This window comes from Pseudomonas sp. LBUM1652, from assembly GCF_059716105.1.
In genome coordinates this window covers 5,532,575-5,549,327 of sequence record NZ_CP166804.1, presented here as the reverse complement: position 1 = coordinate 5,549,327, position 16,753 = coordinate 5,532,575, and the positions used below count along the sequence as shown (strand labels likewise).

The window sequence follows — 16,753 nt, the reverse complement described above, 5'->3', positions numbered from 1 at the left end:
TTGATACTGTTCAGCTTAGTTGCTCTTTGTCGCTCCGTCGTTCAACGCAGCACTTTGCAAAGCTTTTCTCGCTTGCTGTTTACGCAGCAGTTGCCAGTGCGACAGCACGGTTTTCGGCGCCCAGATTTGCGGCTCCGAGGCTTCGAAATTGTCCGCCAGTTCGCGCTCGGCAACGGTGGCCTTGGCCAGTTTGAAAGCTTGTTCGAGATCGTCGGTCTGGTTCAGCGCCTGGGCGAACAGTGCGTCACCGAAGTAGGTGAAGTTGGCCTCTTCCGAGCAGCCGAAGGACACCCGGTCGGCGCGCGACGCGGTCATGATCAGCGTGCGTTCGTCTTTGAGCGCCGGGATGAAACCGCCGGAGTAGCACGACGAAATCACGATGATCTTGTCGCGGTTTTTCAACGGCGCCAGCACCGCGGCGAGTTCGTCGGCGGGCAGGTCGGCCAGCTCCATGCGCGGCTGGTCGAGCACCAGTTCGTGTTCGGCGGTGCCGTGGCTGGTCAGGTAGATGAACAACAAGTCTTCCGGGCCGCTGCGTTCAGCCAGGGTTTGCGCGGCGCGGCGCAGGTTCTCGCGGGTGGCCATCGGCCGGTCGCCGAGGTGGTCGCGGTGGTTGACCAGACGGATCTGGCCATAGGCGCCGAAGCGCGTGTTGAGCATGTTGGCGACGTAGTCCGACTCGCGCAGGAATACGCTCTGCTTGCCGTCGCCGCCGAGGGTCAGGGTGTACAGCTCAACGGCCGGGGTGGAAGCCGGGATCGCGGCCAGTGCGTCGTCGAGTAGACGACCCTGAGCGAGCAAACCGAGTTCCAGAGTGTCGGGCAGCAACTTGCCGTCGGCATCGCGCACACGCTGGCCGTTGATCCAGGTGCCGCTCATCACGCTGCCATCGGTGAGCACCAGTGTGCCGCGTCCCGAATAACTGTCGCTGTCGAATCCACCGACATAGAAGCTGCCATCGGACAAATTCAAACGGCCCTGACCGCTGAAGCGCCAGTCGCTGAAGGTGCCGACGTAGTGGCTGCCGTCGGCGCCGATCAGTTCGCCCTTGCCGGTCAGCGCGCCTTCCTTGAACTGGCCGAGCCAGACGTCGCCGTCAGCGTTTTCGTAGCGGCCCTTGCCGTGCAACTGATTGTTCTTGAAACCGCCGACATAGATGTCGCCGTCCGCGCTGTTGAAGGTGCCGTTGCCTTCCAGTTGGCCGTTGACGAAATGGCCGGTGAACGAGTTGCCGCTGGAGTCGCCGCGCTGGCCTTCGCCATTCGGTTTGCCGTGGGCGAACTGGCCTTGATAGGAACTGCCGTCATCCATTTCCAGACGGCCGAGCCCGGAATACTGATCAGCCTTGAATTCGCCACGGTAAGTCATGGCATTTTCTTTCAGGGTGCCTTCGCCATCGCGTCGGCCCTGCTTGAAGCTGCCGGTGTAACTGCTGGCATTGGTAGTCAGGCTGCCCTGACCCTCGAACAGCCCTTGCTGGAACTGGCCCCGATAGATCTCGCCATTGCTGCCATGCCATTCGCCCTGGCCGTGCCACTGCCCCTTGTCGAACTGCCCGGCGTACCAACTGCCATTGGGATAGTCGACCCGTCCCTGACCTTGCAGCAAGCCATCGACCAGTTCGCCGCGATAGCGTCCGCCATCCGGCAGTCGCGCATCGGGAGGCAGCAGCGATTCGCCGTCGCCGCAAGCGGCAAGCATCAGGGTCAAGGCAAGGGGTGCAAGACAGGCGAGTGAGCGCATAGCGGGATCCGGGCAATTAGGCGACCGAGTATGCCGCAGCTATGTGACCTTATACAGCCGCTGGAACGGGAGTGGATGCGAAACAGCGTGCGCTGCTTCGCATCCCGGCGCTTAAACGAAGCAAAGCGACAGTGGCTCGGCGATATAGGCCGGTTTATCCGAGCCTTCTATCTCAAGTGTTGCGGTGGCTTTGAGCAGCCATTGGCCCGGTTTTTTCTCGGTCACTTCGCCCAGATCGACCTTCAGGCGAACTTTGGAATTGACCTTCACCGGCTGGATGAAACGCACGCTGTCTAGGCCGTAGTTGACCACCATCTTCACGCCTTGCGGCAGGATCAGGATGTCTTCCATCAATTTGGGGATCAGCGACAACGACAGGAAACCGTGGGCAATGGTGCTGCCAAATGGCGTTTGCGCGGCTTTGACCGGGTCGACATGAATGAACTGATAATCACCGGTGGCTTCGGCGAACAGGTTGATGCGTTCCTGATCGATGGTGAGCCATTCGGAACGTCCGAGTTCCTTGCCGACATAATCTTTGAGCTCTGCAACTGGAACATAGGGCATTGAGACTCTCCTTGGGTTCATCGGTTTTATAGTTTTTCAGGTGGGGGATATGACCGCCCTGCGAACCACTGTAGATCATCATGGCGAATTGCTCCGGTCAACCGACCATGCTTTTGGCGAATGCCGATCCATAGCGCAGGCGTGCTTATAATGCCGACGACTTGCAGGGTGAAAAGTAAGACGGAGATGTCGGATGTTGCTACGTGGCCTGACCATGCTGGTGCTGTTTCAATTGCTCGGCACTGCGCTCAATCATTTGCTATTGCCAGTGCTGCCGGGGCCGATCATCGGCCTGCTGTTGTTGCTGGTGTTCCTGATCATTCGCGGCGAAGTCGGCGAGCCGTTGAACCAGGCGGCCAGTAGCTTGCTGCGCTATCTGCCGTTGCTGCTGGTGCCACCGGCGGTGGGCGTGATGGTTTATGCCACGGCTATTGCCGCCGATTTCTGGGCGATTGTCGGCGCCCTCGTGGTGTCGCTGATTCTGTCGATGGCCTTCGCCGGCGTGCTGATGCAGCGCCTGGTCAAGCGTCACGCGCCACCGTCGGAGGAATCCTGATGCTCTTCGATTGGCACGGCGCCTGGACGTCGGTGATTCACCATCCGCTGTTCGGCATCGGCATCACCCTCGGCGCTTATCAGTTGGTGCTGGCCGCGTTCGAGAAAACCCGCTGGATCTTTCTGCAACCGGTGCTGGTCTCCATGCTGTTGGTGATTGGTGTGCTGGTCGGCTGCGGCCTGACATACACCGAGTACCGCAAGAGCACCGAGATCCTCAGCATCCTGCTCGGCCCGGCGACCGTCGCCCTGGCGGTGCCGCTATATTTGAACTTGCGGCGTATTCGCCAATTGTTTTGGCCGATTTTTACTACGCTGGTGATAGGCGGAGTGGTCGCCACAGGCATGGGCGTGGCGCTGGGCTGGTGGTTCGGTGCCGATCACATGATCTTGATGACCATGGCGCCGAAGTCGGTGACTTCGCCGATCGCGATGCTGGTGGCCGAACAGATCGGTGGCGTTGCGGCGCTGGCGGCGGTTTTCGTGCTGATCACCGGGGTGATCGGCGCGATCTTCGGCCCGACGCTGTTGACCCGTCTCGGCGTGCACAGTCCCGAAGCGCGCGGCATGGCGCTGGGCATGACCGCGCACGCGGTCGGCACGGCGGTGGCGATGCAGGAAAGTGAGGAGTGCGGCGCCTTCGCGGCGCTGGCGATGAGTCTGATGGGCGTAGCCACGGCGGTGTTCCTGCCGTTGGCGGTGTCGATGGTGGTGTAAGGAAATGACTATGAGTCTGCCGCTTTTCCCGCTGAACACGGTGCTGTTTCCCGGCTGCAACCTCGACTTGCAGATCTTCGAGGCGCGGTATCTGGACATGATCGGCCGCTGCATGAAACAGGGCGGCGGCTTTGGCGTGGTGTGCATCCTCGACGGCCATGAAGTCGGCGTCGCCCCTGAGGGTTTTGCCCTGGTCGGCTGCGAGGCGCGTATCACCGATTTCCAGCAACAGGACAACGGACTGCTCGGTATTCGCGTGCAGGGCGGCCGGCGCTTCAATGTGCTGCGCACGGAAGTGCAGCGCGACCAGTTGATGCTCGCCGACGTCGACTGGCTGGACGATGAGCCCGAGCAGCCGTTGCAGGACGAAGACGCCGACCTGGTGGCGCTGCTCAAGGCGCTCGCCGAGCATCCGATGGTCGAGGCGCTGAACATGGGCACTGATGCGCTCGGCCAGCAATCGTTGGCGAATCAGTTGGCTTATCTGCTGCCATTTGCTGAAGAAGATAAGATCGACCTTTTGCAACTCGATGACCCGCAGCAGCGTCTCGATGCCATTCAGGCATTGCTCGACGAATTGCAGGGCGAATTGTTCGCCTAGTTTTACTTTGAATTAACTCGGGGCGCTTGCCAGCCTTGTTTTGATTTTTTTCTTTGGCATAACTTCAAGTTGTCCGCAGGACGCGGGTAACTTGAATAATGATAAGGAAAATCATGACTGTTTATGAAGGTAAATGGGCGTTTTTGGATGATGGAGGGGACGAAATTATCGCTCAGATGAGCTTGATGTCAGACGCCATTCATTTGTGAAATGAATGGCGTGATTCAAGTGTTAAAGGGATTGTGGCGGGTCACGGTCTGTAATGTTCGGGGACGGGCCACACAATGTCATTGGCAAATGTATGTTCGCCTTTTTGTAAATCCAGTATCACTCCCCCGGTATCGGCAACTCGATTGATCAACTCGTCGTAAGGGGTGTAGCCGTAGCGCCACATAGCGCTGGCGTCAGTGCCTGCCCAAGTTGCTTTCTCGATTCCATCGGCGTCTTCGTCGGCTTCACGAAAGATATCTTCAACCCGGGCAGCCCGTTTTAAGTCCGATTGCACCAGCCAGATCCTCTCGGCGCTGATACCTCGCGTAGGCATTGATATCCGGCCCTCCAGTGTGTCCCCGAGAAAATGCATGTTGTTCAGATAAATGTTTTCCGCTTGAGGGACCACCTCGATGCCGCGGGTGTCGATGACATAAAGGAAGCCAAGTTTCTGTTCGCGCCGCAGTAATGGATAGTCTCGCGAGTCGTCCATCTCAAACGACGTATCAGATTCCCCATCCGTGCTATGTCGACGTCCGCTAGACGAATCACTGTCACTCAAATGCCCTGGATACCGGTTGGCCTGGCTGTTGTAATGCCGTGGATTGGAATAGTAGTTAAATCCCATGTAGTTCAAGCCATCGGCCAGACTAAATGTCGCACTGAACGCCCGTTTGGTCGTGGAGTCGGACGGGTTGCCTCGTAATTTCACCAGGCGTTCGTCCCGAGCCAGTTCAAAAGGCGTGCGCAGATCGGCCCGGAACATGGCAGGGATGTCGGTTCGGTATATGAAGCCGTGTACATTGCGTTTGTAACCTGCATGTTCCAGATAGCGGTTAAGAAACTCGCTTTCATATCGCTCTTCAACGTCGGGTAATGAGTCGCGCAGACGCTCGCCCTCATTTCTCAGTCTGAGAATGTACGGCTCCAGTTCTTCAGCGATTTGCTTGAATCGCTGATCGTCATTGCTCTGGGTCAATCGCTTGTGCTGTTCGGCCCATTCGGGGAATACGCCGTCTTCCATATCCGCTCGCAGGCGATTCTGTTGAGCGATGCTTAAATTGTAGGTTCGCAAGATATCTGCGCGTTCGGTCAGGGATTTTTGCGGATGAGACCATCGCAAAGAGTCGGTCAGGTACTTGTGGATGTTCGGCTCATCGAAACGTCTGGCCCAGTCAGGTGCCCGACCATGAGCGTCTGCCTCGCTACGGAAGACCAATGCCTCCGTCTCCCGCAGGCGGTACACGTTCCAGATATCGCCATCAGTCCAATGCGCAAGTTTCAACGGCAAGGAGGTATCTCCGCGAGCCATAAGTGGGTCGACCCGGATCAACCTGTCACGTTCATCCTTGACGGCGAAACCGACATCTCTGTTCTCGTAACTATGAGGTGGTAAACCGGCGATCTCATTGGGCCATGTAACTTTTTCGTGAACGGCATAGTAGCCTCGGGTATCCGGAGCATAAGACGAGGTGTACCGAGGGTAGTCGTAGTACTCGATCGGCTTTTGCAAACTCCAGGTGTTGCTTTCGGCGATACGATAAAGCGGTGGCCCGGAAGGCTTGCGTTCTGCAGGCAGCTTTGCCCGATAGGCCTTCATCGCCTCATCGAACTCCACCATCACCGTTTGTATGCCGCTTTCTGGCGTCTCGTCTGCAACGTCCAAAAACTTTTTGTTCTTGTACAACCTCAGTCCGGCCGCATCGGGTGCGGATAATTCGCTCCCGGGATGTTGTACATAGCGTTCCAGTGGAGAGGTTGGGGTGGTGCGCTGCGTCGTGGCGATATCCGCTATCGGCGATACCGTGACGGCAGGCTCCGGGTGCAGTGTTCCTCCCGTTGTTGTTTCGACTCTCACGCCTGACGTGGTCTCGCTTGAGCCGTCCGGCCTGATTCGACCGGGCAGGTTGAAACTCAGATCGTCCGACCCGTTGTCCGGCGTGGTTGAGCGGGGCGTCGAGATGCCGGATGTATCGCCCGTGGTCGATTGTCGAGTGGCTTTGGGTTTGTTGCGCATTAAGGGTGACTCCATGTGGGTAAGTCAGCCGATCCGTCGGCTGATTGAGACTGGCACCGGTGTGACGATGAACATCACACCGGGCGCCTGACGTTAAGCGGGTTCAGTCAGGATCAAGAAATGTTGGCCGATGCGATAACCAGGTCTTCGGGTTTGATCCGGTACGTCGGTTGCTGGTCGATTCCCCAGTAATCTTTTGTCGAGTTGTAATACACCGTGCCGTCCATTTTCGGTACCACGCCAATGTTCTGGACAATGACTCGAGCCGCCAGCTCATTGCGCTGCTTGTGCAGGCGCATGTCGGCCAGGAGGGCATTGACGCTGGAGTAGCTCTGCGCATTGATCAGGTACAGCTGCAGCAACTCAAACAGGAATGCCACCTCATAGATGTTGCCGGAGCGGGTCACCACGCTGACAGACTCGACCGGTGCGTCATCTTCTATGCTCGGCAGTTCGATCAATGCGCTGCCAACATTCAAGCGTTGGCCTTCGAGTTGAATATCGTTGCGGGTGATCACTTCAGTCATTTGCCCGGTGTAGAGGCTCCAGGTTGAGGCATCGGCAATTTTTGCCGTGGCACCTGGGGTCGTCAGGTGAATGATTGTGTTGCTCATAAGGTAGATATCGTAAGTCGAGCTTTCGCCCTTCAGTACATAGATACCGTTGTGCGAGGTCGCCTCGATATCAACCCGGCTGGGCTTGGCGGGCAGCGCAATGTTGCGCGCGACTTTGGGGCTGGAAAACAGATAGTTTCCGTTACGAAACTTCAGGCAGCTTCGTGCGCTGCGGATCTTGTCGCCGGGTTCATTGGCGTCTGACAAATACGGCATGTCGGGCATTTGCAGTCGATACGAGATACCGTCCTGCATGATCAGAACAATGTCTTGGGCCAGGCGCGGAGTCGTGACCTTCAGGCTGTTTCGACCGCTGTAGCCGTTGGCTTGTGGGGCGACCTGGATGACGCCTTTGAACGTCACGATCTTCGAGGCAAGCAGCAACGAAATGTCGATGTTGCGGTAGATCAAGTGGGCGTTACCCGATACGCCATCGCGCTTTTCGACCTGGTAATTGACGATGACGTCGGCAATTTCAGCGTCCTTGAAGTCAAGGAAGATGACACGGGATGTTTCGGCCAGATCGCTGCGGGCAACAAATTCCACCCGACGGTTGGTCCGTGCCACAAAGTGCCGTTTCGATCCCTGCGCGGTGAGCAGAGCCGTGCCGCCGTTGATGATCTCGGGGCTGACGGACGGTTTGCCCATGACGCTGATCACGACTTCAACATCTGGATCGTCAGATCCATTTATCTGTGGGGGCAGGAGAAGCACCAGCTCGTAGCCGTCCTGGGTTTTGAACAGCAGTTGGTCATTTTTCAGGTGACGCTGACCCTCGACCCACTGGTAGACATTTTCGAGGGTCAGGACATGCTCGGGATCTTCACCGTCCTTGCCGCGCAAAGAGTTGACGATCAACGAGGTGCCGACGATTTGCCAGCGCTGAATCCTTTCGATGGGCCAACCGAACTCGATGGTGCTCGATTGTTGGCCATCTTCGATAAGCGTGACCAAAGCCGAGGTATCGGCGATGTAGTAGCGATCCTGGCCGGAGCCGCCATCGACACGGCAATCCGCGCCGCGGATGGCGATGGTGTCATCGCCCGCACCGGTCGCGATGTGATCGTTGCCATTGGCCGAAATTCGATTGGCATGATCGTCCCCGGTGACCCGGCTGACGCCGTTTGGCAATGTCGAGATATTTTCGATGGCCTGGATCTGCGCCAGCTCGACCGCTTCCGTAGCCGGTGTGTGGCTGCGCAACGCCAACTTTCCGCTGTGCAGATTGATGTCGTAACCGATGTGGCGGGTATCCGTGAAAGGGCGGCGGCCTTCGAAGGCCAGGGTGTCGGAACCTTTGCCGCCATCAAGCGTGCTGGCAAGCGCTGGGGCTGTCACCTGGTTGAGTACGTTCTCGGTGGTCTCAAAGTAAAACTCATCAGCTTTATCGCCGCCCGTCAGGTTTTTTGGCCCCTCCCGATAACTGAAGAGATTGGGCTTGTCCTTGACGCCAACGACTTGATCGTTACCGTCATCGAGTCGCCAAAGCACCCCTTTGTCATCGCCGGGCGCGCCTTTGACGCTGCCCTTGAGGCTTGGCGGTATGCCGTCGCGTGCATCAATGATGTCATCGCCGCCGACGATGACAGGTTCACTGTCGAGCTTGAACGCTGACTCCCCGGCATGCTCGTTCCACTCATGACGCCAGACTTTCAAAGGCTTGAGTTCAACGCTGAAACTGCCGTTCACCACATATTCCACAAAATTTTTGTACGCACCCTCCAGCAAGGTTTTTGCCGAACTCTCCAGTTGCTTGGTGTGATCGCTGAAGGCTTTGGAGATTTTGAAACGATCCAGCACTTCTTTATCCAGTTCCTTCCCGGTGAAGGCGAACCAGCCGGAGCGTATGCGTTCGTGAGTGCTCAGTTCGATGTAGTCGTCAATATCGTCCACGACGCGGGCGGCCTGGTAGATCATCGAGCCGAGGATAAGAATGGCCGCCGCCGCAAGTCCCAGTGGGCCGGCGACACTGCCGAAACCGGCCAGTGCCGCCAGGCCCAGCGCCAGACTGATGCCGGCGCCCGCTACGCTCAGGCCACCGCTGACGTAGTGATCCTGAGCCTCCTTGCCGCTGGTCGCTGCCGCAGCATTGAAAGACTTGACGGCATCATTGATGTCGAACGGAAGAGTGATCGCACTGGCAAACAGGCCGGCGCCCCGACTCAGGAATTTGCCTGCCGACGTCAGCGGGAATCGGCCAAAGGCCTGCGAGCCGTTTCTGAGCATCGTTTCGCCGGTTTTGGTCAGGCCTCGCTCGATAATCAGCGAGCCGACTTCGGCGGCGATCGATCCGCCCTGATATGCCGCCTCCAGCGAGTCGCCTTGCTTTATCGCGTCCATCATCCCCCTGTAACCGCTGTAAATGCCGAACGCTTGCAGCCCTACGCCGGCACCGCTCATCAGGTAACTTTTGGATCTGCTTATCCAGCCCGGTGCGTCGTCGAGGGAGTCGACCCGATGAATGTCCAGTTTTTGCGCGGCGTTGCTCAGTTGGTTGAGACGATCCATCCCGCTGCCGGGGGGCAACGGTTTGGCGCTGACGAACAAGGGGGGCGCATCGACCGAGCGCTTGCAGGCAATTTCAAAGAAGAGGGTGGCCACGACACCGCTGTCGGAGATGTCTGCGTGCTTCAGGCGGGTGTCGACGGTCGCCGAATCAAAGTTCAGCGCGTTCAGAAAGGCCTGATCCGGTGTTTTCATATTGGCGCTCGACGGGCTTAACGCCTGACCGTTGACGGTGGCGCCCAACGCGTTGAGTTCCACGCGAGTGACCCAGATTTCGCCAATGCGCAAAGGCCCGAAATGTTTGTCGAGGGATTTGAGCGTGTGTCGGGAAGTGTCAACCGCGGGCGCGGTGTCCGCTGTTGAAGTGGATGTATCGGCTGCTACTTCGACTCTTCCTGCCTGCGGCGCGTGGATGTTGGCCGAAGTGCTGATCTGCGTTACCTGAATGATGTTGTCGGTTGAAACTGTAATAGCCGGTTCAATAAGTTTTGACACGATTCAATCCTTTGAAAATAAGCGTGATTGCGCCCCGGTGTCCGTACCGGTTTGCTGATTGCCGAGTTGTGTTGTCTGAACAATAAAACTGGATGTAACCCAATGCACTTAAGAGCCTTTATTCAGGCCAGGTTATGTCATCCCCAAACTCGTTTTTATTACCGGAAAGTTTAAGTATGGGTTTGCCTGCTGCTTCCACGGCATCGATCAACCGATCGTATTCATATCGGTTGGAGCGCCCTGCGTGAGTCACCGCTTCAATACGGTCAGCGTCAGCACCGGCCTGGTCGTGGATGTCGTGCACTTTCGCTGCTTTTGTCTGCGTGGAATCCAGCAACCAGATCCGGTCAGCGTCCAGACCCTTTTGAGTCACGGAAATCAGGCCTTCATGGTCATCGGAGGGGAACCAGGTGTCTGGGTTGTCCCGGGCGGATGAATTGAACATATGGTTTTGTTCATGCGGGACCACTTCCAGTTGGCGGGTGTCCAGGACATACAGAAACATCTCTGTCTGGCGTTCTCGAATCCGTTCGTAGTTGCGTTCGCGATCCATCGCGACGGGGCTCCCAGGGTCGGACCACGCAGAGGAGGTGCTGCTGTCACTATCGCTGCCGTCGCTCGAATCGCTGTTCGGGGGCGTATCGTCAGCGGCCCTGCCGGGGTATTTGTTGGTTTGGCTGTTGAAACGCAGGTACTCAGGGTCTGGCGCGCTGGCGTACATTTGCCCCTCCTTGAGGCTGAACGTGGCGCTCATCGGTTTGTGCGTGGTGGCACCGCGTCTGTGGGCATAACGGGGCAGCATGGCGTCGTCTTTTGCCAGCTCGAACGGGGTGCGTTCATCGCCCCTGAACAGCGCCGGAATATCGGTTCGATAAAGGCAGTTTTGCGCGTTGCGCCGATAACCCATTTTGGCCAGCAGGGCTTCGCGCAATTCAACGGTCAGGCTGCTTTCCGGGTCGTACCAGTCATGCCGGGCCTCACGTTTGAGATTCAATTCCTGGATTGCATCCAGGCTGTATTGGTCGAGCCGGTGCGGGTTGTCGACCTCTTCCATCAGGCGCTTATGCACCGTTGCCCACTCCGGCATCGTCAGCGCTGTCTTCATGTCTTGTTGCAGTCGGGTCAGTTGGCTCGGTAACAGGTTGTAAGTTTGCAAGAACGTCTCGCGTTCCTTCGCAGTCATGGACGGATGCAGCCAGCGCAGGGAGTCACGCATCAATACATCGAGCGGATTTCCTGTTTCCCGGGGGGTGGCCCATTGCGGTGGTTTACCGGACGCTTGAGCCTGAAGACGAAAGCGCTCTATGTCCTGGCCTTGAATCGCGAAGGCCTCCCAAATCTCCTGATCGGTCCATTGCGTCAAATGTGTAGGATGCGAACCGAAGCCTGCGCTGGGCGGGTCGACCTGAATCCATCGAGCGTATTGATCCTTGAAGGCAAACAATGTGTCCGTTTCCTTCATTCCAAGCCTTGGCTTGAGTTCGTAATAACCCTGGGTGTCCGGAGAACGGTGCGAAGGACTGTAGCGGTTGGGGTCGATGAACATCGGCTCTTCGGCCGGGCGAGGCTTTTTAGCGGCGGGGGGTTGATCAGCTAGTTCGCCCACGGAGGTATTGGGCCGCTTGGGTGCGGCGTCGCTGACGTTCTGTGGTGCAGGGCTGACAGAGGGCCTTTGGCTTTCGTTGAGGGTCAGGCGCCAGGTTGGCCGGCCATCGTTTTTATAGATGATCGGGCCGAGCGCATGCCGGTCTTTCAGCGTCTTCAACCGATAGACGTTGAGGTTTGCATCGTAGTCGGCGTGAGCGGTACACAAGACACCCTCATATTCGACGTCGACGAATCTGCGCCCGACGATAAAACGCCAGCCGTCAGCGTCCGCTTCCTGCATGCCCCGCAGAAAACTGTCGGGGAACCAGTATTTATCGATAGAGGTTTCGCTCGCGCGGTCCACAGGAGTGCGCGTCGGCATTTCGGTGACCTGCACCGCAGGGTGCCGGGTGTGATCGGTTGCTGAGTGGGGAGCGGGTGCTTGACTCGGGGGGATCGAAAACGGGTTGTCGACAGCCCCGGGCATTCGTGTCGATGTGGCGTCGGTTTGTCGCGGCAAAGAAGTATTAGGTTCAGTTGTTTGTGTTGTCGGCGTGGGCGGTTTGCGCGTTATTTTTGGACTCATGGATTGCTCTGTGTCGATAGCATTTATGGGTATTTGAATGTCGTGATTTTGTATTGGACATATTTATTCAATGACGCTGAATGTTGGCGTCTGTATTTAACTTGATGAATTGAATGTTGATGAGGGTGGGGCGGGTTGAATGTAAATGATTTTTCGAGCAGTGATAGGCGAGAGTTTGTGGTGGTGCAATTAAATATGTAACTTAAGTTAATTATTTGGGTGTTGTGTAAGTTGTTGGTGTTTTTAAGTTGGGAATAATTACCGCGAGGTATAAAACAGACGTAGGGCGGGAGCGCCACTCTTGTCGGAATAGTCCTCAAAGAGTGGCGTGGAAAGGGAAGGGCAGCCGAATCTAGTAGGCGTAACGCAGCAGCGTGTGAGGCAGGTGGCGAAAGACGAAGAAGCTGAACAGCACCACCAGCGCCGGCAGGATCAGCCACCAGACTTTGAAGGGCATGGCATTGAGCGGTGTCTGGCGCTGACTCAGCCACAGGGCCGCAGCGCATACGCCCGATGCCAGCATCGCGCCGGCCAGCACATCGGTCGGCCAGTGCGCCCCCAGATAAACCCGCGACAGGGCAATGGACAGGGCCGGAATACAGCCGACCAGCAGCCACGTCAGGCGCATGCGTGGCGGTTGCCCGCGTCCGGCAAGTACAGCCAGAGTCAGAAACAGCGCGAACGACCCCGAGGCATGGCCGCTGGGCATGCTGTAGCTGGTGATCGGATCGGTCAGTACTTCCGGGCGGACCCGGGCGAAAAACAGTTTGGTCCCCGTGTTCGCCAGCGCGGTGACGAGGAGGGTGCCGCCGGCGAAAACCGCGTGACGCCAATGCCGGCACAGCAACAGCAGGCCGGTCAGGAGGATGCTGAACAGCAGCATGTTGCGGAACTCGCCGATCAGGGTCAGCGTGACCGCGATTTCATCCAGCACGGGTTGGCGATGTTCTTGCACTAGCGTCATCACGCCTTGGTCGAGTGCCGTCAGGTACGGGTATCCGATAAACAGACCAATCAGGATCAGCAAGCTCATGCTGCTGATCCAGATAGTCGCGCGGCGGTGGCGGCGCATGCTGCTGTTCACACTCAGGCCGACCATTACCGCGATGCTGCCAGCAACGATCCCCGCCTCCGGCCAGAAACCTTCCGGCAACGGCAGGCGGAAGGCGGCACCCGTGGCCCAGCCCGGCAACAGATAGGCCAGACTCCAACCAGCGGCGGCGAGCAGGCTGACGGCGGCAAAGCGCGGGAAGGGCATGTCGCACATGCCGGCAACCATCGGCAGCATCGGGCGTAGCGGGCCGATGAAGCGTCCGACCAACAGACTGGCAATGCCGTAGCGCTGGAAATAGCTTTCGGCGCCGGCCATCCATTCCGGATGATGGCGCAGGCCCGGCAGTCTTCGGATGTTCTGGTGAAAGTGGCGACCGAGGAAGTACGAGATCAAATCGCCGAGGATGCCGCCGAGAAAACCCAGCAACAGGGTTTCACTCAACGACAGCGCGCCGCTGCCGGCCAGCACCGCCACGGCAAACAGCAACACGGTGCCGGGCACAATCAGTCCGGCAATCGCCAGGCATTCGACAAGGGCAACAATGAACACCGCCACGGCCAGCCACTGAGGGTTGGCCGCCAGCCAGCCGGTAACGCTATCGAGCCATGGGCCCATACAAACCACTCCATTTCATTGATCACCCCGTAAGGGTGTGTTCACAGCAGAAAATAATCGCGACCTTCGACCTGGCCCCGGCGCAGCGGGTTCCGCGTACACCATTGCGCATAAGCGGCGTCGACGAAGCGGTACATCAGGTGTTCGTCCCGGCCGTGGGGGATGCCCAGGCGGGTGGTTTGAATGATGTGCGAGGGCGCAGGTCCGGCCTCTTCCACCAGCAAAAGGTCATGATCGAAGCGCTTGGCGTCCCACACCGGCACTTTCAGTCCCAGCGCCTTGCAGAGCAAGGTCTGGCCGGCGCAGAGCTTCTGCGGCGGGCGCGGGCGACCTTGAGCATCAGGGTTGTTCAGCAGCATTTGCGCCAGACTGTCCGGGCCGCTGATCTCATCAACCCACGGATAGGCGGATTTGATCAACACCGCATTGCCCGGCCCTTGCGCGCTGAAGTTCAGCGAATCGCCGCCACGGGCGTAATACATATAGATGTGGCCGCCATCCAGAAACAAAGCCTTACGCTTTTCTGTGTAGCCAAGGGACGCGTGGCTGCCTTTTTCCGCGCAGTAATAGGCTTCGGTTTCGATGATTCGGGCGCTGAGCCACAAATCGCCGACCCGGTGGCGGATGAGTTTGCCCAGCAGATCCTGCGCTAACACTTGGGCGTCACGGTCGAAAAAAGCGTCCGGAAGTCCCAGTGGCAGGCGCTCGTCACGGGTGCGAACGGTGAGGTTGGACATGGCAGGCAAGGTTTATCCAGGCTGAATGAGGTCGAGATGATAACAATTTGAGGCTTAATCCCGGCTGAACATCGGCAATTTGTAGTCCATTTCGACCATCCGCCCGTCACCGCTGTTAGTCCCGGGACGCGACAGCTATAATCTGCCGCTTTCCTCTTTGCCAAGACCCCAGCAGACCATGACTGAGTCCGTTCTTGACTACATGACCCGATTGGGTCGCGCCGCCCGCGAAGCTTCCCGGGTCATTGGCCGTGCCAGCACCGCGCAGAAAAACCGCGCCTTGCAGGCTGCTGCCAATGCCTTGGACGCCGCTCGAACGGAGCTGGCGGTAGCCAACGAACGGGATCTGGCTGTCGGTCGCGCCAATGGTCTGGAGCCTGCGTTGCTTGAACGTCTGGAACTGACTCCGGCGCGTATCGACGGCATGATCGTCGGCCTGCGCCAGGTCGCGGCGCTGCCGGATCCGGTCGGCTCCATCCGTGACATGAGCTTCCGCCCGTCGGGGATTCAGGTCGGCAAGATGCGCGTACCGCTGGGCGTGATCGGGATCATTTACGAGTCCCGGCCCAACGTGACCATCGACGCCGCCAGCCTTTGCCTGAAATCCGGCAACGCGACCATCCTGCGCGGCGGTTCCGAGGCGATTCATTCCAACCGGGCGATTGCCGCGTGCATTCAGCGCGGTCTGGCCGAGGCCGAGTTGCCAGCAGCCGTGGTGCAAGTTGTCGAAACCACCGACCGCGCCGCCGTTGGCGCGATGATCACCATGCCCGAGTACGTCGATGTGATCGTGCCGCGCGGTGGCCGTGGCCTGATCGAACGTATCAGCCGTGATGCCCGCGTGCCGGTGATCAAGCATCTGGACGGCATCTGCCACGTTTATGTCAGTGAGCACGCCGACCTCCCGAAGGCCCAGCGTATCGCCTTCAATGCCAAGACTTACCGTTATGGCATCTGCGGTGCGATGGAGACCTTGCTGGTCGATCAAACGGTTGCGAAGGATTTCCTGCCGTCGATGGCAGCCCAGTTCCGCGAAAAAGGCGTCGAGCTGCGTGGTTGCGAGCGCACCCGGGCAATCATCGAAGCCGTCGCGGCCAGCGAAGACGACTGGAACACCGAGTATCTGGCGCCGATCCTGTCGATCCGCGTGGTCGACGGTCTGGATCAGGCTATTGAGCACATCAACCATTACGGCTCCCACCACACCGACTCGATCGTCAGCGAAAACCTCGCCGACACCCGCCGGTTCGTAGCGGAAGTCGACTCGGCGTCGGTGATGATCAACACCCCGACCTGCTTCGCCGATGGATTTGAATACGGATTGGGTGCCGAGATCGGCATTTCTACTGATAAGCTGCACGCCCGCGGCCCGGTGGGCCTCGAAGGACTGACCTGCGAGAAGTACATCGTGGTCGGTGATGGCCAGTTGCGCGGCCAGGCGACGGTCTGACTTGACCGACCTCGACCTGACAGCGCCGCAGCCCGGCAGCGAGTCCCGCCCACGACGCATCGGCATCCTGGGCGGAACGTTCGACCCGGTGCACATCGGCCATTTGCGCGGAGGCCTGGAAGTGGCCGAAGCGCTGGCACTGGATGAACTGCGCCTGACGCCCAGCGCGCGACCGCCACACCGCGATACGCCGCAGGTGTCGGCGCAGGATCGGTTGGCGATGGTGGAGTGCGCGGTGGCCGGAGTGCCGCCGCTGGTGGTAGACGCCCGCGAATTGCAGCGGGACAAACCGTCTTACACTATTGATACCCTGGAGTTGATGCGTGCCGAAATGGCCGCCGAGACCCAGGTTTTTCTGCTTTTGGGCTGGGACGCATTTTGCGGCCTGCCCACTTGGCACCGCTGGGAAGAGTTGCTCCAGCATTGCCACATCCTGGTGCTACAGCGCCCGGACGCCGACAGCGAACCGCCGGATGCCTTGCGCAACCTGCTGGCAGCGCGTTCGGTGAGCGACCCGCTGGCCCTGAAAGGGCCGAGCGGACAGATTGCATTCGTCTGGCAGACACCGCTCGCGGTCTCCGCCACCCAGATCCGTCAACTGCTGGCCAGCGGTAAGTCGGTACGTTTCCTGGTGCCCGACGCGGTCCTGGCCTACATCGATGCGCACGGTCTGTACCGTGCGTCGAATTGAACAAGGCGT

The 16,753-nt window shown here is 58.6% G+C and carries 12 protein-coding genes; 5 read left to right on the top strand and 7 right to left on the bottom strand.

What is annotated here, in order from left to right:
• Positions 1–15: 15 nt before the first annotated feature.
• Together ACA069_RS25055 and ACA069_RS25050 are read right to left on the bottom strand one after the other, a co-directional pair.
• Positions 16–1,743, bottom strand: a complete 1,728-nt coding sequence (locus tag ACA069_RS25055; RefSeq protein WP_187678810.1) for a C13 family peptidase — start codon at positions 1,741–1,743, stop codon at positions 16–18.
• Positions 1,744–1,854: 111 nt separating this feature from the next.
• Positions 1,855–2,310: a MaoC family dehydratase gene (locus ACA069_RS25050; protein WP_007909575.1), complete on the bottom strand. Its 456-nt coding sequence runs from the start codon at positions 2,308–2,310 to the stop codon at positions 1,855–1,857.
• 193 nt (positions 2,311–2,503) lie between these two features.
• Between ACA069_RS25050 and ACA069_RS25045 the strand changes: the two genes are divergently transcribed.
• From ACA069_RS25045 to ACA069_RS25035, 3 genes are read left to right on the top strand one after another with little or no spacing between them, the layout of a single operon-like run.
• Positions 2,504–2,866 carry a CidA/LrgA family protein gene (locus ACA069_RS25045; RefSeq protein ID WP_401269043.1) on the top strand — a complete coding sequence of 121 codons (363 nt, stop codon included), beginning with the start codon at positions 2,504–2,506 and terminating at the stop codon, positions 2,864–2,866.
• Positions 2,866–3,582: an LrgB family protein gene (locus tag ACA069_RS25040; RefSeq protein WP_187678812.1), complete on the top strand. Its 717-nt coding sequence runs from the start codon at positions 2,866–2,868 to the stop codon at positions 3,580–3,582. The genes ACA069_RS25045 and ACA069_RS25040 overlap by 1 nt, the downstream gene beginning before the upstream one ends.
• Before the next feature lie 10 nt (positions 3,583–3,592).
• Complete coding sequence (locus ACA069_RS25035) at positions 3,593–4,183, top strand: LON peptidase substrate-binding domain-containing protein (RefSeq protein WP_401269039.1); 591 nt, start codon at positions 3,593–3,595, stop codon at positions 4,181–4,183.
• Positions 4,184–4,433: 250 nt separating this feature from the next.
• Here ACA069_RS25035 and ACA069_RS25030 read toward each other — a convergent pair whose 3' ends face one another.
• From ACA069_RS25030 to ACA069_RS25010, 5 genes are all read right to left on the bottom strand, one after another.
• Complete coding sequence (locus ACA069_RS25030) at positions 4,434–6,410, bottom strand: hypothetical protein (protein WP_497615418.1); 1,977 nt, start codon at positions 6,408–6,410, stop codon at positions 4,434–4,436.
• 113 nt (positions 6,411–6,523) lie between these two features.
• Positions 6,524–10,024 carry a calcium-binding protein gene (locus tag ACA069_RS25025; protein WP_497615417.1) on the bottom strand — a complete coding sequence of 1,167 codons (3,501 nt, stop codon included), beginning with the start codon at positions 10,022–10,024 and terminating at the stop codon, positions 6,524–6,526.
• A gap of 118 nt (positions 10,025–10,142) precedes the next feature.
• Entirely contained in the window at positions 10,143–11,993 is a 1,851-nt protein-coding gene (locus ACA069_RS25020) for a hypothetical protein (protein ID WP_497615416.1), read from the bottom strand.
• A 556-nt stretch (positions 11,994–12,549) separates the two neighbouring features.
• Positions 12,550–13,866 carry a bifunctional DedA family/phosphatase PAP2 family protein gene (locus ACA069_RS25015; RefSeq protein WP_497615415.1) on the bottom strand — a complete coding sequence of 439 codons (1,317 nt, stop codon included), beginning with the start codon at positions 13,864–13,866 and terminating at the stop codon, positions 12,550–12,552.
• Between the two features lie 41 nt (positions 13,867–13,907).
• Positions 13,908–14,603 (bottom strand): DNA-3-methyladenine glycosylase, encoded by a 696-nt coding sequence (locus ACA069_RS25010; RefSeq protein ID WP_497615414.1) that lies wholly within the window; start codon positions 14,601–14,603, stop codon positions 13,908–13,910.
• 178 nt (positions 14,604–14,781) lie between these two features.
• Between ACA069_RS25010 and ACA069_RS25005 the strand changes: the two genes are divergently transcribed.
• Positions 14,782–16,053: a glutamate-5-semialdehyde dehydrogenase gene (locus tag ACA069_RS25005; RefSeq protein ID WP_401269028.1), complete on the top strand. Its 1,272-nt coding sequence runs from the start codon at positions 14,782–14,784 to the stop codon at positions 16,051–16,053.
• Positions 16,022–16,744 (top strand): nicotinate-nucleotide adenylyltransferase, encoded by a 723-nt coding sequence (nadD, locus tag ACA069_RS25000; RefSeq protein ID WP_262410337.1) that lies wholly within the window; start codon positions 16,022–16,024, stop codon positions 16,742–16,744. The genes ACA069_RS25005 and nadD overlap by 32 nt, the downstream gene beginning before the upstream one ends.
• Positions 16,745–16,753: the final 9 nt, after the last annotated feature.

Excerpts from the sequence above, each read along its gene's own strand:
- ACA069_RS25055 (WP_187678810.1), bottom strand. The coding sequence starts at position 1,743 with ATGCGCTCACTCGCCTGTCTTGCACCCCTTGCCTTGACCCTGATGCTT.
- ACA069_RS25050 (WP_007909575.1), bottom strand. The coding sequence starts at position 2,310 with ATGCCCTATGTTCCAGTTGCAGAGCTCAAAGATTATGTCGGCAAGGAA.
- ACA069_RS25045 (WP_401269043.1), top strand. The coding sequence starts at position 2,504 with ATGTTGCTACGTGGCCTGACCATGCTGGTGCTGTTTCAATTGCTCGGC.
- ACA069_RS25040 (WP_187678812.1), top strand. The coding sequence starts at position 2,866 with ATGCTCTTCGATTGGCACGGCGCCTGGACGTCGGTGATTCACCATCCG.
- ACA069_RS25035 (WP_401269039.1), top strand. The coding sequence starts at position 3,593 with ATGAGTCTGCCGCTTTTCCCGCTGAACACGGTGCTGTTTCCCGGCTGC.
- ACA069_RS25030 (WP_497615418.1), bottom strand. The coding sequence starts at position 6,410 with ATGCGCAACAAACCCAAAGCCACTCGACAATCGACCACGGGCGATACA.
- ACA069_RS25020 (WP_497615416.1), bottom strand. The coding sequence starts at position 11,993 with ATGCCGACGCGCACTCCTGTGGACCGCGCGAGCGAAACCTCTATCGAT.
- ACA069_RS25015 (WP_497615415.1), bottom strand. The coding sequence starts at position 13,866 with ATGGGCCCATGGCTCGATAGCGTTACCGGCTGGCTGGCGGCCAACCCT.
- ACA069_RS25010 (WP_497615414.1), bottom strand. The coding sequence starts at position 14,603 with ATGTCCAACCTCACCGTTCGCACCCGTGACGAGCGCCTGCCACTGGGA.
- ACA069_RS25005 (WP_401269028.1), top strand. The coding sequence starts at position 14,782 with ATGACTGAGTCCGTTCTTGACTACATGACCCGATTGGGTCGCGCCGCC.
- nadD (WP_262410337.1), top strand. The coding sequence starts at position 16,022 with ATGGCCAGTTGCGCGGCCAGGCGACGGTCTGACTTGACCGACCTCGAC.